We start from the raw sequence: 19,654 nt of genomic DNA on the forward strand, positions 1-19,654 counted from the left end.
TGCTGTATAATTAATAATAAAAAAAATTAAAATATATAAGTTATGTGTGGAATTGTATGTGCTTTCGACCTTAAACAAAAATCTGAAGATTTAAGACCTCAAGTGTTAGAAATGTCTAAAACCATTCGCCATCGTGGACCAGATTGGTCAGGTATTTATAGTGATGATAAAGCTATTTTAGCGCATGAGCGTTTAGCAATTGTAGATCCAGCTTCAGGCAAACAACCATTGTTTAGTGCAGATAAAAAATTAGTTTTAGCTGCCAACGGAGAAATTTACAATCACAGAGTGTTGCGTAAGCAATTTGAAGGTAAATATGAGTTTCAAACAGAAAGTGATTGCGAAGTTATTTTAGCATTATACCAAGAAAAAGGAGTTGATTTTGTAGACGAAATGAATGGTATCTTTGGTTTCGCCATTTACGATGTTGAAAAAAACGAGTACTTTATTGCAAGAGACCATATGGGAATTATTCCCTTATATATTGGTTGGGATCAAAACGGAACATTCTATGTCGCTTCAGAGTTAAAAGCTTTAGAAGGAACGTGTTCTAAAATAGAATTATTTCCTCCTGGACATTATATGTCAAGTAAAGACGGAAAATTTGTGCAGTGGTACAAAAGAGATTGGAGAGCATATGATGTGGTAAAAGACAACGAAACAAGCATTGCAAAAGTTAAAGAAGCTTTAGAAGCTGCAGTACATAGGCAATTAATGAGTGATGTGCCTTATGGAGTATTGCTGTCTGGTGGTTTAGACTCTTCAGTGGTTTCTGCTATTGCAAAAAAATATGCACAAAAACGAATAGAGAGTGATGATACCTCAGAGGCTTGGTATCCACAAACACATTCATTTGCTGTAGGATTAGAAGGCTCTCCAGACATAGCAGCTGCTAAAAAAGTGGCAGATCATATTGGAACAGTTCATCATGAAATAAAATTCACGATTCAAGAAGGTTTAGATGCGATTAAAGATGTTATTTATAACATCGAAACATATGATATTACAACTATTCGTTCCTCAACACCAATGTATTTAATGGCAAGAGTTATTAAATCTATGGGAATTAAAATGGTATTATCTGGTGAAGGAGCAGACGAAATTTTTGGAGGCTACTTATATTTTCATAAGGCACCAAATGCCAAAGAATTTCATGACGAAACTGTGCGTAAACTAGATAAATTACACATGTACGATTGCTTAAGAGCTAATAAAAGTCTTGCAGCTTGGGGAATTGAAGGTCGCGTACCATTTTTAGACAAAGAATTTATGGATGTTGCCATGAGTATTAATCCACAAGACAAAATGATAAATGGAGAACGCATGGAAAAATGGGTAATCCGTAAAGCCTTTGAAGATATGCTGCCAGAAAGTGTAGCTTGGAGACAAAAAGAACAATTTAGCGATGGTGTTGGATACAGTTGGATTGATACACTAAAAGAATTGGTTGATACTGAAATTACAGATGAGCAAATGGAAAACGCAAAATTCAGATTTCCAATCCAAACACCACAAAACAAAGAAGAGTTTTATTATCGTTCTATTTTTGAAAGTCACTTTCCAAGCGATACCGCAGCCTACAGTGTGCCTCAAGAAGCTAGTGTAGCTTGTAGCACTGCTATAGCTTTAGAGTGGGATGAGGCCTTTAAAAACATGAATGAACCATCTGGAAGAGCCATAGCAAATGTGCATGGCGATGCTTATTAGTATTTAAATAATTTAATTACAAACAACAAAGACCAATTTTAAATCGGTCTTTGTTGTATTATGAGAATTAGAGTGTTTATTATTTTTTAATAAATTTCTCAGTAATTAAATTTCCAGAATCAGTTTTAATAGATAAAATATAGAGTCCACTTTTTAAATTTTCAATAGTTATAACATGATTTTTTTTGTTAGAATTGTATACTTTTCTTCCTAAATAATCATGTATTTCAATTGTGTTAATCCTATCGTTTTTGTTAAATTTAATATGTAAAAAGTCTTGTGCAGGATTAGGATACAATATTACAAATGTCTCGTTTTCTATAGTATTTGTAGATAATGTAGTCAGAATTGTGCTTTCTAATGTTTCAATATTTTCATTAACTCCTAAAAAACCAGAAACAAGTAGGGCGTTATTATACCTAAATGCAATGTTGTTTATTGAATTATCATAGTAGTAATAAGAAGTTTGAGTTAATGTACCTATGTTATTAAATATTGGCGGAATGCTAAATGATAAAGTTTGGTCTATACGCAAACGGGTAACAGTCCCAGAGTAGCTTCCACCCATGGTGTCATTAATACTTAATGTGCCATAAGCATCTACTGTAGATGTTGCTGTTCCTGTAAAAGTTCCATTGGTACCTTGATAAGTAAACGTTCCAGAAACTGCTCCAGAATTGTTGGTTCCAAATGACATAGGGAATAAACCAACAAAACTGTTGGTGCCAGAATAATTCAATATGATATCGCCTTGAGAAACTCCTGTTATAGAAGTTCCACTTCCATTTTCTTTCAAGAAAAAATCGCTTACAGTTGGTGTGCCGCCTTGCGAAGTAATAGAGAGTACTTCGGTTGTGCCAGGATAGGTTGTTAATTGTCCAGCATTTGGAGTGGCATAAGTGTCTACATTAGTTCCAGAAGGTATTAAGTTACTGAGGTCCAGGCAGCATTTGCACCAGTAGGTGTCTGGTCAATCGTAGAACCTGTATTCATAATAGTAAAATTTGTTCCTGGATCACTTGTAAACGATGAAATGGTTTGAGAAAAGCAGGTAAAGCTAAATGTTAAAGTTAATAAGAGTAGTTTTGTTTTCATAATAGAGATTTTAAAGAATTATTAATATTGATTGCTACAAAAATAGCAAAATATTGTTTGGTAAACATGAGGTGGTTAGTCTTATATCTTCTGTTTACGAGAGTATTATGTATTTATTAAATTTTGTCAGCTAAAAATTATTCAAAATCAAATTTAAGCTGCTTTTTAAGCGTTTTAAGGCGTTTTTTAAGTAATTAACAATTGTTAATAAAAACGCTCTAAATCAACTAAAATGAGTAATAAAAGGTTTTTGTTTTCGTATATTTGTTTGTTGCTGAAAATTCAGTTTTTCAGTAATTAAAATTTTAATAAAACCAACTAAAAATATATTTATGAGCGAAAAGAAAGAAGAGTTCAATAAGCATAATTATTCAGCCGATAGTATTCAAGCGTTAGAAGGTATGGAGCATGTGCGTATGCGTCCTTCAATGTATATTGGAGACGTTGGGACACGTGGTTTACACCATTTAGTATATGAGGTTGTAGATAACTCTATAGATGAAGCTTTAGCAGGGCATTGTAATAATATTACAGTAACTATTAACGAAGATAACTCGATTACTACAGAAGATGATGGTCGAGGTATTCCTGTAGATTTACACAAAAAAGAAGGTATTTCGGCTTTAGAGGTTGTAATGACTAAAATTGGAGCTGGTGGAAAGTTTGATAAAGATTCTTATAAAGTTTCGGGAGGATTGCATGGAGTTGGTGTAAGTTGTGTGAATGCACTTTCAGAGCACTTAAGAGCGACCGTATTTAGAGATGGTAAAATTTGGGAGCAAGAATACGAAAGAGGTAAGTCTATGTATCCAGTTAAAGCCATTGGAGATACAGATAAAAGAGGAACAACAGTTACTTTTAAGCCAGACTCAACAATATTTACACAAACCTTAGAGTATAATTATGATACTCTTGCAAGTAGAATGCGAGAATTAGCCTATTTAAATAAAGGTATTACCATTCATCTTGTAGATAAAAGAAGTAAAAAAGAAGATGGTTCTTTTGAAGGTGAAACTTTTCACTCTGAAGAAGGATTAAAAGAATTTATCAAGTTTTTAGATGGAAATCGTGAGCCTTTAATGAAAGATGTTATTTCTTTTGAAGGAGAGAAAAACGGAGTTCCTGTTGAGGTTGCCATGATTTATAATACGAGTTATGCAGAAAACTTGCATTCGTATGTAAACAATATCAACACACACGAAGGTGGTACACATCTATCAGGTTTTAGACGTGGTTTAACACATACTTTAAAAAAGTATGCCGATGAATCTGGAATGTTAGAAAAGTTAAAATTTGATATTGCAGGAGATGATTTTCGTGAAGGTCTAACAGCTATCATTTCTGTAAAAGTACAAGAGCCACAATTTGAAGGACAAACGAAAACTAAGTTAGGTAACAGAGAGGTATCTGCAGCAGTAAGTCAATCGGTTTCAGAAATGCTAACCAATTATCTAGAAGAACATCCAGATGATGCTAAAATCATTGTCCAGAAAGTAATTTTAGCAGCTCAAGCAAGACACGCAGCCCAGAAAGCTCGAGAAATGGTACAGCGTAAAACGGTAATGAGTATTGGTGGTTTACCTGGGAAATTAAGTGATTGCTCTGAACAAGATCCTGCAAAATGTGAAGTATATCTTGTAGAGGGAGATTCGGCAGGTGGAACAGCAAAACAAGGTCGTGACAGAGCATTTCAAGCTATTTTGCCATTACGTGGTAAGATTCTTAATGTAGAAAAAGCCATGACGCATAAGGTTTTTGAAAATGAAGAAATTAAAAATATCTTTACAGCACTTGGTGTAACCATTGGTACAGAAGAAGATAGTAAAGCGCTTAATCTTTCAAAATTAAGATATCACAAAATTGTAATCATGTGTGATGCCGATATTGATGGTTCTCACATTGAAACTTTAATTTTAACATTCTTTTTCCGTTACATGAAAGAATTAATAGAAAATGGACACATTTATATTGCAACACCACCTTTATATTTAGTAAAAAAAGGTGCAAAAAAGCAGTATGCTTGGAATGATGATGAGCGCGCAGCATTAATGGAAGAATATGGTGATGGCGCAAAAATTCAGCGTTACAAAGGTCTTGGAGAGATGAACGCTTCACAACTTTGGGATACAACAATGAATCCAGAGTTTAGAACCTTACGTCAAATCCAGATTGATAATGGAGTAGAAGCAGATCGTGTATTTTCAATGTTAATGGGAGACGAGGTTCCACCACGTAGAGAGTTTATAGAAAAGAATGCTGTCTATGCAAATATTGATGCGTAGATTACTTTTTATAATATTTATTTCGCCTGCTATTGGTTTATCTCAAGATTTAGATAATTTAGTAGGCGATTTAATTTATTTAACAGGAAAATATGTTGAACCTGCAGCGCAGGCTACAATATATCAATCGTCAAGCGGATGGTTTAAAACAGCTAAAGCTCAAGAACTTTGGGATTTAGATATTTCATTTCAAGCGAATGCTTTATTCCTTCCAAAGAATAAAAGAAATATTAGCGTATCAGAATCAGAGCTTGTAAACTTAGGTATTCAGGGTGACCAAACTACAGCGAATATTCCAACCGCTTTAGGTGGTGAAAGTGATGTTGTTTTTGAGGGTTTTATAGAGGAAGATGCACTCGAATTTGATGCTCCAGAAGGATTAAATCAATCGGTATTCAATTATTTTCAATTACAAGCCTCTTTAGGTTTGTGGAAAGGCACTTCGTTAATTACAAGATATTCTCCTAAGGTTAAAATTAATAAAACCCATTTTCAAATATTTGGTGTTGGTCTTCAGCATAATATTTCGCAATGGATTCCTAATGCAGATGCCACAAAATTTAATTTGGCTGCCTTAGTTTCTTACTCTAATTACAAGGTTAGTGATGAGTTCTCACCAGCGAATTTAGTGCTAGGAACTATAAACGCAATAGATGTAAAAGGCGAATCATACTTATTTACAATTTTAGGCTCTAAATCTGTAAATAAATTCGATTTTACCGCAGCAATAGGAGTAACAAGTAGTACTTTTAGTTATACTATTGGAGGTGATGGAGAGCTTTTGCTTTTGGTATTAAATACAGCATTAACCACTTTAGAGGATAATGAGACTAACTTAAAAGGAGACTTGGGCGTGAATTATAATTTTAGTAAATTTTCAATTAATTCTAATATCACTTTTGGAAGATTTACTAATGTAGTTTTAGGTTTTAATTATACAATTTAATAAGAAAATTGGTTAGCTTTTAAACTAACATTCAATTTTAAACGTATTATAATCATAACAAAAATTTTTTCACATGAAAAATCTACTTTCAATTCTCTCCATTACTATTTTAACATTTTCGGTTGCTGCTCAAGAAAATATAGACGATTTGTTGGCAGCTGGAGTTGCAGATGCTAAACGTTTTTCTTCAGATTATATTAAACCGGCTAACGATGGGTTAGCTTATGGTATTAACACAGGTTGGTTTAATAACGCAAAAACACCAAAGCGTTTTGGCTTTGAGTTGTCAATTATTGGAAATGTAACCTTCATTAATGATGAAGACAAGCAGTTTGTACTAAATACCAATGACTATGAAAATGTACGCTTTCAGGATGGAAGCACAAGTAAACCTGTGGCTACAGCTTTAGGAAACAATGATCCTGCGGTTTTTGTTGAAATAACTTATGATGATCCTATATTTGGAGAACAAACTACAGAGCTAGAACTACCAACTGGAATAGGAGCTGCAAATATTAACTTAATTCCCACAGTCTTTTTACAAGGAAGTTTTTCTCCTTTAAAAGGGACACAAGTTAAAGTTCGTTATTTTCCTAAAATAGATAGAGAAGACGCAAAAGTTGGATTATATGGTTTTGGATTGCAACAAGATTTCACCTTTTTTTTACCAGCAGAGAGTGTTTTACCTATTTCAATATCTGGATTAATAGCTTTCACACATTTAGATGGGAGTTACGATTTTACAGCGCAAGGTGTTGTAGATGGCGATAATCAGCAAATTAAAACAGAAACAAATACAATGCTTTATCAAGTTATTGTTGGTACAAAATTAAAAGTTATTAATTTTTATGGTTCTGTAGGTTATTTAAATGGTAAAAATACAACCGATTTATTAGGAACTTATCGTGTTTCTGGCGAAGGATTGGGAGGCGTAACTATTTACTCAGATGAAATTGTAAATCCATTCTCTATAGAGTCTGAAACAAAAGGGATAATTACTACAGTTGGAGCTAATGTAACACTAGGTTTTTTTGGACTCAACGCTAATTATACAATTGCAGATTTTAATAGTACCTCATTAGGTATTAATTTCACGTTTTAAAACTCTCAATTTTAGCTATTTTCTACTGCAAAATTTGTAAATTTGTAATTTAAAACTATACACAAACTAAAAACATATTAAAATGAAAGTAACAGTAGTTGGAGCTGGAGCAGTGGGTGCAAGTTGTGCTGAATATATTGCTATTAAAGATTTTGCAAGCGAAGTTGTAATCTTAGACATCAAAGAAGGTTTTGCTGAAGGTAAAGCAATGGATTTAATGCAAACGGCTTCATTAAATAGTTTCGATACAAAAATTACTGGAAGCACTAACGATTATAAAAAAACAGCAAACTCTGATGTTTGTGTAATTACTTCTGGAATTCCAAGAAAACCAGGGATGACTCGTGAAGAGCTTATTGGTATTAATGCAGGAATTGTAAAAAGTGTATCTGCAAGTTTAATCGAGCATTCTCCAAATACAATAATAATTGTGGTGTCTAATCCTATGGATACCATGACCTATTTAGTACACAAGACTACAAGTTTACCAAAAAACAGAATTATTGGAATGGGTGGCGCTTTAGATTCTGCACGTTTCAAATATCGTTTAGCTGAAGCTTTAGAAGCTCCTATTAGCGATGTAGACGGAATGGTAATTGGTGGTCATAGCGATAAAGGTATGGTGCCATTAATAGGTAAAGCAGTTAGAAATAGTGTATCGGTTTCAGAGTTTTTATCTGAAGATAGAATGGATCAAGTTGTTCAAGATACTAAAGTAGGTGGTGCAACTCTTACAGGTTTATTAGGAACTTCAGCATGGTATGCACCTGGTGCAGCAGTATCTGCAATGGTTCAAGCGATTGCTTGCGACACTAAAAAAATATTTCCATGTTCAGCATTATTAGATGGTGAATTTGGATTAAGCGATTTATCAATTGGAGTACCTTGTGTTTTAGGCGCAAATGGTATTGAGAAAATTGTTGAAATTAGCTTAACAGATGCCGAAAAAGAAAAATTAGCAGAATCTGCAGAAGGCGTTAAAGCAACAAATGGACTCTTAGAACTATAATTGTCAATAAATTAATAAACATATTTATATTAAAGACTGTAGCAATACAGTCTTTATTTTTTTATATTTGGCGCATGAATATGAAATGGTATTTTGGTGCTTTAATTGTAATACTCACTTTGTTTGGTGTGAGTCAGGAAAACCTGATAGTACCAAACCAAGAGATTGTACTGCAGTTTTCTGGTGCAGAGGTGTCTTCAAGCCAAGCTCAACTTGCAATTTCTAGTGTTAAGAAACAATTAGAAACTATTGGTGTTTCCAAGGTAGATATTCGTGAAGAAGCTAATGGACGTTTAGTTATTTCTTACTACAGTGATACCACAGTTGCTAATGTAAAAGACATATTGTCTACAACAACACTAGCTATAGATTATGCTTCCTCAGAGGATACGTCTTCAAATCTTCCAATAGAGCAGAATTTTAATCTTGATGTCTTCGAAATCATAAAAAGCTCAGATACAGGTTTTGGAACTACAGGAAAATTAATATTTGAACTTAAACAAGATTACGATAGGTTCTCCAATCCTAACGTTTATGTTTCATTATCAACAATTAATTCATCTGAAAAAAATGTTGAAATAGCAGTTGCTTACAAGCTAAATTCAACTATTGCTATTGCAATAAATACAATACCTCACAAAATTCCTGAAGGTCGTGCTGGACCACTTTCGTAACAGGAATAATATTAAAATTTCCTAAAAATTAGATTTTTTTAAATGATTATATAATGCTTTGGTATTAGCTATTCATTTTAAAATAGGCTTTCATTTTTCATATTGAAAAGCTAACACTTCATATTAAAAATAGTATTAACAATAGTCAGAAATAGTTCTGACTTAAATAACAAAACAATGCAAAACAAAGGATTAGTAAAACTATTCGCGGTTTTATTTGGACTGGTAAGTATTTACCAACTGTCTTTCTCATTTAAAAACAATGCCATCGAGAAAAACGTACAAGAAATAGCAGCATCAAAATTTAGTGAAGATGTTGAAGATTTTAAAGACAAGCGCAAAGCGTTTGAAGTAAACTACCTAGACTCGCTTTCTACATCTAAAGAAAAAGTGTTCTTAGGCGAAGATTATGCTAAAGTTAAGGACAACTCTATGAAGTTAGGTCTTGACCTTAAAGGTGGTTTAGAAGCTATTTTACAAGTATCTGTAAAAGATATCTTAAAAGGTTTAGCAGATAACTCTAAAGACCCAGTATTTAACAAAGCTTTAGATGATGCAGACGAATTACAAAAAAGTTCTCAGGATGATTATATAGAATCTTTTTATGTCGCTTTCGATGCTATTAAAGGTGATAAGAAATTAGCCTCTCCAGATATTTTTGCAACGCGTTCTTTAGTAGAAGCAGGAACTGTAAAAATTGGAATGAGTGATGATGAGGTAAAAAGTGCATTAACTAAAAAAATAGACGAATCTATAAACTCTGCTTTACAAGTATTACGTACACGTATTGACCAGTTTGGTGTAGCCTCACCAAACATTCAACGTTTAGGGTCTTCAGGACGTATTTTAGTTGAATTACCAGGCGTTAAAGATGTAGAACGTGCAAAAGCATTAATTACTGGAACAGCAGAATTAGAGTTCTGGTTTGGTTACAAAGCACAAGATTTAGGTCAGTATTTTCAGACTTTAAACGAATCTTTAAAAGTTGAAGAAGATGCTGTTGTTGAAGCAGATACAGATGCTACGCAAACTGAAGAAACTACCGAAGATATTATTGGTGATTTAACAGGTGAAGAAGACGAAACAGCAGTAGCTGTTAATCCTTTTTACGACCTAGTAGCAGTTGGAGCAGCAGGATATTATTCTGGTGTTGGTTTGGTTAAACTTACAGATCAAGAGAAAGTATTAGAGATTTTAAACTCTAAAGAAGCTATTGCATTGCGTCCAGCAGCTGCAAAAAATGTAAGATTTGTTTTCGAAAAGCCTAAAAAAGATAGCGAAGTAACAACCTTACACGTTTTAGAAGGCAACAGAGATAATGAGCCACCACTAAGTGGTAGTATTGACGATGCAAGAGAAGGTTACGACCAAGCCAATAGAGTAGTAGTAAACATGCAAATGGATGCTGCTGGTTCTAAAAAATGGGAGGAAATGACAGAGCGTGCTTATAAAGAAGGAAGCAATATTGCTATTGTTTTAGATAACATTGTGTATTCAGCACCTGGAATTAGTAGAGGTAAAATTGCTGGAGGTCGTTCAGAAATATCAGGAGACTTTACAATTAACGAAGCGATAGATTTATCTAACGTATTGCGTGCAGGTAAATTACCAGCAAGAGCAAGTATAATACAAAGTGATGAAGTTGGACCAACTTTAGGTCAAGAAGCTATAGATAGTGGTACAATGTCATTTTTATTAGCATTAGCTTTAGTATTATTATGGATGATTTTCTATTATGGTAAAGCAGGTGCTTTTGCAGATGTTGCCATGTTATTAAACATCTTATTAATTTTTGGAATCTTATCTGGTTTAGGTGCTGTATTAACATTACCTGGAATTGCAGGTATTGTGTTAACTATAGGTATGTCTGTAGATGCAAACGTACTTATTTTCGAGCGTATTCGAGAAGAAATAGCCAAAGGTAAAGACCAGAAATCTGCTGTTAAAGATGGGTTTAGTAATGCCTTATCATCTATTTTAGATGCCAATATTACAACAGGTTTAACCGCTTTAATTTTATTCTTATTTGGTACAGGACCAATTAAAGGTTTCGCAACTACATTATTAGTAGGTATTGCAACATCATTATTTACAGCAATATTTATTACTAGATTACTAGTAGATTGGTATGTAAATAGAGGTGGTAAATTAGATTTCTCAACAGGTTTAACTAAAAACTTATTTAGAAACATTGATATCGCGTTCTTAAAAAAGCGTAAAATGGCTTACATTATTTCTGGTATTTTAATTTTAGGAAGTTTAGCATCATTAACAATAAATGGTTTAGATCAAGGTGTAGATTTCGTAGGAGGTAGAACCTATCAAGTACGTTTCGATCAACCAGTAAATTCAGCAGAAATTAGTGCAACATTATCAGATCCAGCAGTTTTTGGTAGTGCAGATGCTAAGACATTTGGTGACGACAATCAGTTAAAAATAACGACTAAGTTTAGAATCGACGAAGCATCAGAAGAAGCAGACGAAGAAATGAGACAAACATTATTTAATGCTTTACAACCACATTTAAATGGAATGAGTTACGATGAATTCATTTTAAATAAAGAAGGTAAAACAGCAGGTTTAATGAAGAAGTATAAAGTTAGTCCTACCATTGCAGACGATATTAAGCAAGCCTCTTTTTGGGCAGTTTTAGGATCGTTAATCGTTGTTTTCCTTTATATATTAATTCGTTTTAAAAGATGGCAATTCTCACTTGGTGCAGTAGCAGCAGTATTTCACGATGTATTAATCGTTTTAGGAGTATTCTCTGTAACATACAAGTTTATGCCATTCTCAATGGAAATAGACCAAGCCTTTATTGCAGCAATACTTACAGTAATTGGTTACTCGTTAAATGATACCGTTGTCGTGTTCGATAGAATTCGTGAATTCTTTAACGAGCACACCTCTTGGCCATTTAATAAGGTTATTGATACTTCATTAAGCTCTACTTTAAGTAGAACATTAAATACTTCTTTAACAACATTAGTTGTGTTATTAGCCATCTTTATTTTTGGTGGAGAATCTATTAGAGGTTTCATGTTTGCCTTAATAGTAGGTGTAATTGTAGGTACCTACTCATCTCTATTTATTGCTACACCAATTATGTACGATTCTGTAAAAAGAGGAGATGCTACAGAAGCATTAAAAAACAAAGTAAAAGAAGAAGAATTAGAAGAAGACGCGAAAGCATAATTTCTAAAACTCTTAATATTAAAAAACCTTTCAGTGTTATGCTGAAAGGTTTTTTTAGTTCTAATATTATTTTGGGCGTTTCTTTTTACTCATATCTGCCAGGTTTTTAAAACCTTGCAGGATCATAAAAAGTTAGGCTTTCGGCAGTCGCTCTCTGCGAGGAGCTCCAACAAAGCCTCAATCCTTAACGCATGTACTTGCTAAGTATTAGGTTTAGATTAGTTAGATGGTATTATAAATAAGGCTTGTATATTTTTAATGGTTACAATTAATTTTGGACTTGACTTTAAAACAAAATCAATAAAAGTACAGATTTACTCTTCAGCCTTAAATATAAAATAATCCATTTTATCACCAACTTCCAGAAGCCAGTCTTGGGCTAAGCCAGCATTAACTTCTAATACAAATTGCGCCATAGCATGAGATGGTAAAGAAGACTCGTCTAAAGGTTGAGCATTTTCTTGAAAACTTACTACTGTTTTGTTATGGTCTAGAAAAATAAGGTCGAGAGGAAAACGTGTGTTTTTCATATAAAAACTAAGCTCTTGAAGGTTTGGAAACACAAACAACATGCCTTGGTTTTTTTTCATAGAGTCTCTATACATTAAGCCTGTTTGAATTTCGAAAGGTGTTTCAGCAATTTCTATATCTAATGTAGTAATTATACTGTCTCTATTACTTTTGTATAAAGTAAGCTCTCCTTCCTTTTTAAAAACAACTTCAGCTTGTTTAATAGATTTTGGCTCGCTTTTACAACTAGTAAAAGTTATGCTTAATAGTAATAAAACTAGTGCTGTCTTTAAATTTTTCATGATTTATAAGTAGATTTTTGTTTGTAAGAAAACATAAAGTAAAGACCAATTATTATAAACGGTATACTTAATACTTGTCCAGTATTCATAAACCAAATATAATCGTCACGTCCATCTACTTGTGCTATTTTAAAGAATTCTACAAAGAAACGTACAGTCCATAATAATACTAGAAACAACCCAAATAAGAAACCAGGCTGATTGCCTTTGTCTGATTTTAAATAAAAATAGAGTAGAATTAAAAACACAAAAATATAGCAAAACGATTCGTATAACTGTGCAGGATGTCTAAATGGAACCGCTTCGAGCAAGCTTGAAAATTTAGGGTTGTTTGATACTGCTTGATAAGCTTCTTTATAATTTTCAATGCCTGTTAATTTTACAATTTCTTTTTTAGCATACTCTTCTTGAATAAAACGCACACCTAATGGGAAATCTTTTGAGACTACTTTACCTATAATTTCAGAGTTAATAAAGTTTCCTATTCTTATAAATACTGCGCCAGAAGCTACAGGTATTACTATGCGATCTAAAATCCACATGAGCGAATTGTATTTGTATTTTCTTCGGTAAAAGAACATAGCTACAATAATACCAATAGCAGCACCATGACTCGCTAGACCAGAAAAACCTTGAAACTCAAAACCTCCTGCAAATTTAAAAGGTAAGAAAACACTAAAAAAGTCTTGAGAAAATAATTCTGGCTGATAAAAAACAACATGTCCAATTCGAGCACCAAACATAGTTGCTAAAACAGTATAAATAAATAAAGGATCTAAATAGTCTATTTTTACGTTTTCTCTGTTAAAAATATGCTTTGTTATATTCCACCCTAAAATAAAGGCGATTACCCACATTAAGCTGTAAAAATGAATTTTGAAATTTCCAACAATATCAATTCCAGTAATAGGATTCCAGTTGAACTCTAATAAGTACATAGTCTGTTTTTTATGACTGTAAATATAGTATTTATGCTGAATTTATTTAAGTATATCACAAATCATTAACAGAATTTATTTATTTTATGCAACAGGATCATATCCTTTTCCGCCAAAAGGCGACAGAGCGCAAAGAAAATGTACAGTGTACATTTTTAGCGAATGTGCGAGTAGGTGCAAAGGCAAGTTGTCATTCTTTTAAGGAACAGGATCATATCCTTTTCCGCCAAAAGGATGACAACTTAAAACACGTTTTATACTCAATTTCATGCCTTTTAAAAAGCCATGTTTTTCTAATGCTTCTTTAGCATAGTGAGAACAAGTAGGTTGGTATCTACACGTAGCTGGTGTAAAAGGAGATATAAAAGTTTGATATACTTTTATAATAAATAAAAAAGGAGCGATAAGTGCTTTTTTCATGTTATTCTTTGTCACTACTTTAAAAGCAGTAATAACAAATTATTAATTAGTAGAGAAAGTAGTGCCTTCTCTACTATCATTTAGTGTTATGCCTACTTCTGCTAATTCATCACGAATCTTATCAGATAAAGCAAAGTCTTTATTAGCTCTAGCTTCTTGTCTTAATTTTATAAGTAATTCAACAGCGCCAGAAAGTTTGTTTGTACCTTCTTCAGACTCTTGAACATTTTTTAAACCTAATAGTTCGAATACAAAAACATGAATTGCTGTTTTAAAAGTATCTAAATCTTCTTTTGTTATAGTAACGCTTCCTTCCTTTATAGCATTAATTTGAGTGACAGCTTCGAATAGATTAGCGATTAAAATAGGAGTATTAAAATCGTCATTCATGGCGTTATAACATGCTTGTTTCCATTCTTTAACATCAAAAGATGATGTGTTTGATGTTTTTAAGTTTTGCAAATCATCTACAGCATTCATTAATCTGTTAAAGCCTTTTTCGCTGGCTAAAAGTCCAGTATCTGTTAAGTCCAAAACACTTCTGTAGGCTGCTTGCATCATAAAAAACCTTATAACACTTGGACTGTAAGCCTTAGACATGATGTCGTTTTTGCCAGAAAGTAACTCAGCAGGATTTATATAGTTTCCAGAAGACTTACTCATTCTAGAGCCATTAAGTTCTAACATATTAGCATGCATCCAGTATTTTACAGGATCTTGACCTTTTGCTGCTTTGTTTTGTGCAATTTCACATTCGTGATGAGGGAATTTTAAATCCATACCACCACCATGAATATCAAATTGTTCGCCTAAATATTTCGTGCTCATTGCAGTACATTCTAAATGCCAACCTGGGAAACCATCGCTCCAAGGCGAAGGCCAACGCATAATATGTGTAGGTTCAGCTTTTTTCCAAAGCGCAAAATCTTGAGGATTTTTCTTGTCACTTTGTCCATCAAGAGCACGTGTATTGTGAATTAGGTCTTCAAGTTTACGCTTACTTAATATACCATAATCGTTAGTTTCATTGTATTTATGTACATCAAAATACACAGATCCATTTACTTCGTAAGCAAAACCATTATCTATAATAGAGCTAATTAGTTCTATTTGTTCAATAATATGTCCTGTTGCAGTTGGTTCAATACTTGGTGGTAATAAATTAAAAGTAGCAACTACATTATGGAAGTCTACAGTATAACGCTGTACTATTTCCATAGGTTCTATTTCCTCTAAGCGTGCTTTTTTAGTAATCTTGTCTTCACCAACATCTGCATCGTTTTCAAGATGTCCTGCATCTGTAATATTTCTAACGTAACGTACTTTGTATCCTAAGTGTTTAAGATAACGAAATACCATATCAAAAGACATAAACGTTCTCACGTTACCTAGGTGTACATTGCTGTAAACTGTTGGTCCACATACATACATACCAACATAACCATTATTAATAGGCTCGAAAATTTCTTTTTTCCCTGTTAAGGAATTATAGATTTTAATCTGTTGATTATTGTAAGGTTGCATTAGAGTAATCTTATTAAAGTTTTTTTTGAAATAATAAACGTTAAAATTAGAATTTAGTATCTAATTTAATGTAATCTAAAAACTCACGTTTTATTTCCTTATTTTTAAATTTTCCGCCAAATTCTGAGGTTACAGTGCTGCTTTCTATGTCGCGAATACCTCTAGAATTTACACATAAGTGTTTAGCATCAATTACACAGGCTACATCTTCAGTATTTAATACGTTTTGAAGTTCTTTAACCACCTGTATAGTTAAGCGTTCTTGTACTTGCGGACGCTTCGCGAAATAGTCTACAATACGATTCATTTTAGATAAACCAACCACAGTGCCATTAGAAACATAAGCAATATGTGCTTTTCCTACAATAGGTAGTAAGTGATGCTCGCAGGTAGAATAAACGGTTATGTTTTTTTCAACAAGCATCTCGCCATACTTATATTTATTATCGAAAACAGAGGCTGAAGGTTTCAGCTTTGGATTTAAGCCTCCAAAAATTTCATTTACAAACATTTTTGCAACACGTTTTGGAGTGCCATTTAAGCTGTCGTCATTTAGGTCTAAACCTAAAGTTTCCATAATATGGCGAACGTCGTCTTGAATTAATTCTATTTTTTCTTTGTCTGAAAGCTTAAAAGCATCAGATTTCATAGGTGTGTCAGAAGATGTGCCAACGTGGCTTTCTCCCAATTCATCGTTTAAATTTGTAGTATTCTCAATTTTCATCTGTTCAAATTCTATCTAAAATAATTATTATGCTTACAATAGTCGTTAAAAGTAAACCATACTTTCAGCATTACTCTATTGAAAAAAAGGTGCTAATGTTTCTTTTAATATTCAGTTTGCAAAGATAAGTAATAAAACATGAGTGTCACTAGGTAGGAGTTTTTTAATTTATGTTGTTATATCTATATATCATTCTATAGTTAACTAAAAGTTAATATTTTTTTTGCTATTTTTAGCATCCTTAAACAAAAGTATTTATATATGAAACTCAAACTACTTTACACATTAGTGTTATTATTTACAGTTAATATTTTAAGTGTAACTGCACAGTCTTCAAAGCAGCAACCTCTCAAGGTAATTAATTATGGAGAAAATATTAAAGCACCACTTACTGCCAAAGAATTATCTTTTATAAACGAAGTTTATGGAGATCAAGCAGAAATTTTAGTGCTAAATAGACCACAACGTGTAAAGGATATTAAGCATATACTAAGAAATAGGGTTGTAATTCAGGAGCATCCAGGAAAAGATTTGTCTCCTTATAAGCCACTTTCTTCGGTTCCACTTTTTAACAATTATAATAAAGGACTTACAAGGGATTCTTTTTTCGACGCTAATAATTTTAACGTTCTCAAATATAGTTTCGATTTTTATTCTAGAAATGAAAATGTTATGACTTACAGAATAGATAACACCAATTTTCTAATAAACATTAAGCCTCAGCACAACTAAAGTTTTTCAAAAAAAAAGTATTTCAAATGAAGAAATTATCTATAATATTAGCCTTACTAATCTCAAGTGTTTCATTTTCACAAGATATTTTGATGCAAAATGGAAATTCTAACCAATGTGCTGGGACCTTTACAGATTCAGGTGGTCCAGCTAACTATTCAAGTAACGAAGATTTTACATATACTATATGTCCACAGAATACTGGAGATATATTACAATTAGATTTTAATTCTTTCAGTACCCAACTTACAGATGTTATGACCATTTATGATGGAGATGATATTACAGCACCTGTTTTAGGAACTTTCTCTGGAGGTGGAGCAGCAAATAACCCAGGTCTTGTAGAGGCTAGTGGTGCAAACGCTACAGGATGTTTAACAATAACTTTTGTGTCTGATGGATCGGTTACAACAACTGGATGGTCAGCAACAATTTCTTGTTTCGAACCTTGTCAAACTATTACCGCTGTTATAGATAGTACCTCTCCTACTGTAAATGGCGCTGGTCAGGTTGAAGCAGATCTTAATGAGGTTATAACATTTAATGGTAATGGTGTTTTTTCAAATACAGGTGCTGGAGCAACATATACTTGGGATTTTGGAGATGGAACACCAACAGTAACAGGTCAATCAGTAACTCATGCTTACACCACAGCAGGTATTTTTGATGTAACCTTAATTATTACAGATACAAATCCCAATGGATGTTCAAGTACAAACAATATAAACCTTCAAGTCATAGCTGGTGCTTCTAGTCCTGGAAATCCAAGTGTTGATGCAGGAAATGATGTTTCTATAGATTGTACAACAGGTTGTGTGGATATAACAGCGAGTTACCTTGATATAGGATTAACCAACACTTACAATGTAACACCAATTGTTTTTGTACCTCCATTTTCATTTAATGGACTCACAAATTCAGTGAATACAAATGTAGATGATAGATGGGGAAGCGTAGAAAATATGCCTTTTGATTTTTGCTTTTTCACAAATACAGAAACGCAATTCCAAGTAGGTTCAAATGGAGTTATTAGATTTGATGTAGACGCTTCAGATTTGTCAAATGGTTATTTTCTAGGAGCAGGAGATAATTTACCAAACAACACTAATGATACTCTAGGAGAAGCTAATATTTTTACACCAGTACATGATATTGATCCTTCTGTAAATAACACAAATGAAATTAGATGGGAAATTATTGGTGCTGCACCAAATAGAGTCTTAGCAGTGTCTTTCTTTGAAGTACCTCTTTATTCTTGCAATAGCATAGAGGCAACTCACATGGCTGTAATGTATGAAACTACAAATGTAATTGATATTTATATTAGAGACAGTCCTGCTTGTACTACATTTAATGGAGGAAGAGCAGCAGTTGGTATTCAAAATGATGCAGGAAATAATGCGTTTGTTCCACCAGGAAGAAATGTGTCAGATTCACCATGGACCGCAAACGATGAAGCGTGGCGTTTTACACCTGCAGGACCTAGTGTCGTAGAATTTGCTTGGTTAGATGATACTGGCGCAGTGATTTCAACTTCACCAACCTTTAACGTATGTCCTTCTTCAACAACAACATATACAGCTAGAGTAACTTACACAAATTGTAATGGTGATATTGTAATTGTAACAGATGACGTTGTTGTTTCTGTTCCTGTCAGTGTTGACTTAGGTCCAGATCAAAATTTATGCATAGGAGACCCAAATGTAGTTTTAGATGCTACTGTTGCTTCAGGATCTGCAACTTATCAATGGCAACTTGATGGTAGTGATATAACAGGAGAAACAAATCCAACACTTACAGTCTCATCACCAAACTCTGGAACTTATAGTGTTTCAATTGTCGATGCTGGTTGTACAGTTACCGATAGTGTAATAATTACTTTTTCAAATGGTAATGCAGCATTTTCTTTAACACCAACCTGTGATGGTGCAACAGCAAATATAACAGGAGATTTAGGAGGTGTATTTTCATTTAATCCTGCGCCAACAGATACCGCAGTTATTGATGCTGGTACAGGAACCATTACTAATGGTGTCTCTGGAACAAGTTATACTGTTGAATACACCACTGGTGGAAGTTGTTCTGCCACACAATCAGAAACAGTAACTGTTATAATTACAGATGACCCAAGTTTTACATTAACACCAACCTGTGATGGAGCAACAGCAAATATAACAGGAGATGCAGGCGGAACTTTTATATTCAATCCAGCAGCAACAGATGCAGCAGTAATCGATACTGCAACAGGAACCATTACAAATGGTACACCAAGCGCAACTTACACCATAGAATATACTACAGTAGGCGCTTGTCCAGACACTTCTACACAAAATGTCACAATTTTACCATTAGAAGACTCCACATTCACCATGTCAGCCTCATGCGATGGTGGAACAGCTACAATTACAGGAGACACTGGAGGTGTATTTACTTTTAATCCAGTACCAACAGATGGCGCGTTAATTGATGCTGCTACAGGAACAGTTTCAAACGG

The 19,654-nt window shown here is 33.4% G+C and carries 16 protein-coding genes; 9 read left to right on the forward strand and 7 right to left on the reverse strand.

Annotated elements, in window-relative coordinates; all coding sequences use genetic code 11:
• Window positions 1–42 precede the first annotated feature (42 nt).
• The gene (asnB, locus tag P8H50_RS03000) at window positions 43–1,707 is read left to right on the forward strand and encodes an asparagine synthase B (protein WP_300205459.1); all 1,665 of its coding nucleotides are present in this window, start codon (window positions 43–45) and stop codon (window positions 1,705–1,707) included.
• Between the two features lie 79 nt (window positions 1,708–1,786).
• Here the strand turns inward: asnB and P8H50_RS03005 are convergent, their stop codons facing one another.
• Together P8H50_RS03005 and P8H50_RS03010 are read right to left on the reverse strand one after the other, a co-directional pair.
• Complete coding sequence (locus P8H50_RS03005) at window positions 1,787–2,503, reverse strand: T9SS type A sorting domain-containing protein (RefSeq protein ID WP_300205461.1); 717 nt, start codon at window positions 2,501–2,503, stop codon at window positions 1,787–1,789.
• A 128-nt stretch (window positions 2,504–2,631) separates the two neighbouring features.
• Complete coding sequence (locus P8H50_RS03010) at window positions 2,632–2,802, reverse strand: hypothetical protein (protein WP_300205463.1); 171 nt, start codon at window positions 2,800–2,802, stop codon at window positions 2,632–2,634.
• 332 nt (window positions 2,803–3,134) lie between these two features.
• Between P8H50_RS03010 and gyrB the strand changes: the two genes are divergently transcribed.
• From gyrB to secDF, 6 genes are all read left to right on the forward strand, one after another.
• Window positions 3,135–5,084: a DNA topoisomerase (ATP-hydrolyzing) subunit B gene (gene gyrB / locus P8H50_RS03015; RefSeq protein ID WP_300205465.1), complete on the forward strand. Its 1,950-nt coding sequence runs from the start codon at window positions 3,135–3,137 to the stop codon at window positions 5,082–5,084.
• Window positions 5,077–6,030: a DUF6588 family protein gene (locus P8H50_RS03020; protein WP_300205467.1), complete on the forward strand. Its 954-nt coding sequence runs from the start codon at window positions 5,077–5,079 to the stop codon at window positions 6,028–6,030. The genes gyrB and P8H50_RS03020 overlap by 8 nt, the downstream gene beginning before the upstream one ends.
• A 73-nt stretch (window positions 6,031–6,103) precedes the next feature.
• The gene (locus tag P8H50_RS03025) at window positions 6,104–7,132 is read left to right on the forward strand and encodes a DUF6588 family protein (RefSeq protein ID WP_300205469.1); all 1,029 of its coding nucleotides are present in this window, start codon (window positions 6,104–6,106) and stop codon (window positions 7,130–7,132) included.
• An 82-nt stretch (window positions 7,133–7,214) separates the two neighbouring features.
• The gene (locus tag P8H50_RS03030; RefSeq protein ID WP_300205471.1) at window positions 7,215–8,141 is read left to right on the forward strand and encodes a malate dehydrogenase; all 927 of its coding nucleotides are present in this window, start codon (window positions 7,215–7,217) and stop codon (window positions 8,139–8,141) included.
• 80 nt (window positions 8,142–8,221) lie between these two features.
• Window positions 8,222–8,815, forward strand: coding sequence for a hypothetical protein (locus P8H50_RS03035; RefSeq protein ID WP_300205473.1), 594 nt, complete (start codon window positions 8,222–8,224; stop codon window positions 8,813–8,815).
• A gap of 177 nt (window positions 8,816–8,992) precedes the next feature.
• Window positions 8,993–12,010, forward strand: a complete 3,018-nt coding sequence (gene secDF / locus P8H50_RS03040) for a protein translocase subunit SecDF (RefSeq protein ID WP_300205475.1) — start codon at window positions 8,993–8,995, stop codon at window positions 12,008–12,010.
• Between the two features lie 314 nt (window positions 12,011–12,324).
• Here secDF and P8H50_RS03045 read toward each other — a convergent pair whose 3' ends face one another.
• The 5 genes from P8H50_RS03045 to folE form a co-directional block, all read right to left on the reverse strand.
• A complete protein-coding gene (locus P8H50_RS03045) occupies window positions 12,325–12,822 on the reverse strand; it encodes a DUF192 domain-containing protein (protein ID WP_300205478.1) in 498 nt (165 codons plus the stop codon).
• Window positions 12,819–13,760 (reverse strand): prolipoprotein diacylglyceryl transferase, encoded by a 942-nt coding sequence (lgt, locus tag P8H50_RS03050; RefSeq protein ID WP_300205481.1) that lies wholly within the window; start codon window positions 13,758–13,760, stop codon window positions 12,819–12,821. The genes P8H50_RS03045 and lgt overlap by 4 nt, the downstream gene beginning before the upstream one ends.
• A 198-nt stretch (window positions 13,761–13,958) precedes the next feature.
• On the reverse strand, window positions 13,959–14,180 hold the full coding sequence (gene yidD / locus P8H50_RS03055) for a membrane protein insertion efficiency factor YidD (RefSeq protein WP_300205483.1): 222 nt from the start codon (window positions 14,178–14,180) through the stop codon (window positions 13,959–13,961).
• 42 nt (window positions 14,181–14,222) lie between these two features.
• The gene (gene cysS, locus P8H50_RS03060) at window positions 14,223–15,704 is read right to left on the reverse strand and encodes a cysteine--tRNA ligase (RefSeq protein ID WP_300205484.1); all 1,482 of its coding nucleotides are present in this window, start codon (window positions 15,702–15,704) and stop codon (window positions 14,223–14,225) included.
• A 46-nt stretch (window positions 15,705–15,750) separates the two neighbouring features.
• Complete coding sequence (folE, locus tag P8H50_RS03065) at window positions 15,751–16,428, reverse strand: GTP cyclohydrolase I FolE (RefSeq protein ID WP_300205485.1); 678 nt, start codon at window positions 16,426–16,428, stop codon at window positions 15,751–15,753.
• Window positions 16,429–16,689: 261 nt separating this feature from the next.
• Here folE and P8H50_RS03070 point away from each other — a divergent pair, with 261 nt between their 5' ends.
• Both P8H50_RS03070 and P8H50_RS03075 read left to right on the forward strand, forming a co-directional pair.
• Complete coding sequence (locus tag P8H50_RS03070) at window positions 16,690–17,160, forward strand: hypothetical protein (RefSeq protein WP_300205486.1); 471 nt, start codon at window positions 16,690–16,692, stop codon at window positions 17,158–17,160.
• 26 nt (window positions 17,161–17,186) lie between these two features.
• Window positions 17,187–19,654, forward strand: a 2,468-nt coding sequence (locus tag P8H50_RS03075) for a PKD domain-containing protein (protein ID WP_300205488.1), incomplete at its 3' end; no start/stop codon positions are given.

Source organism: Lacinutrix sp. (assembly GCF_029238095.1).
Classification (GTDB): Bacteria; Bacteroidota; Bacteroidia; order Flavobacteriales; family Flavobacteriaceae; genus Lacinutrix.

What these genes read in the sequence shown, in the direction of transcription:
- cysS (WP_300205484.1), bottom strand. Translation starts at nt 15,704, where the DNA reads ATGCAACCTTACAATAATCAACAGATTAAAATCTATAATTCCTTAACA.
- P8H50_RS03035 (WP_300205473.1), top strand. Translation starts at nt 8,222, where the DNA reads ATGAAATGGTATTTTGGTGCTTTAATTGTAATACTCACTTTGTTTGGT.
- P8H50_RS03010 (WP_300205463.1), bottom strand. Translation starts at nt 2,802, where the DNA reads ATGAAAACAAAACTACTCTTATTAACTTTAACATTTAGCTTTACCTGC.
- P8H50_RS03030 (WP_300205471.1), top strand. Translation starts at nt 7,215, where the DNA reads ATGAAAGTAACAGTAGTTGGAGCTGGAGCAGTGGGTGCAAGTTGTGCT.
- lgt (WP_300205481.1), bottom strand. Translation starts at nt 13,760, where the DNA reads ATGTACTTATTAGAGTTCAACTGGAATCCTATTACTGGAATTGATATT.
- folE (WP_300205485.1), bottom strand. Translation starts at nt 16,428, where the DNA reads ATGAAAATTGAGAATACTACAAATTTAAACGATGAATTGGGAGAAAGC.
- gyrB (WP_300205465.1), top strand. Translation starts at nt 3,135, where the DNA reads ATGAGCGAAAAGAAAGAAGAGTTCAATAAGCATAATTATTCAGCCGAT.
- yidD (WP_300205483.1), bottom strand. Translation starts at nt 14,180, where the DNA reads ATGAAAAAAGCACTTATCGCTCCTTTTTTATTTATTATAAAAGTATAT.
- P8H50_RS03045 (WP_300205478.1), bottom strand. Translation starts at nt 12,822, where the DNA reads ATGAAAAATTTAAAGACAGCACTAGTTTTATTACTATTAAGCATAACT.
- P8H50_RS03070 (WP_300205486.1), top strand. Translation starts at nt 16,690, where the DNA reads ATGAAACTCAAACTACTTTACACATTAGTGTTATTATTTACAGTTAAT.
- P8H50_RS03025 (WP_300205469.1), top strand. Translation starts at nt 6,104, where the DNA reads ATGAAAAATCTACTTTCAATTCTCTCCATTACTATTTTAACATTTTCG.
- secDF (WP_300205475.1), top strand. Translation starts at nt 8,993, where the DNA reads ATGCAAAACAAAGGATTAGTAAAACTATTCGCGGTTTTATTTGGACTG.
- P8H50_RS03020 (WP_300205467.1), top strand. Translation starts at nt 5,077, where the DNA reads ATGCGTAGATTACTTTTTATAATATTTATTTCGCCTGCTATTGGTTTA.
- asnB (WP_300205459.1), top strand. Translation starts at nt 43, where the DNA reads ATGTGTGGAATTGTATGTGCTTTCGACCTTAAACAAAAATCTGAAGAT.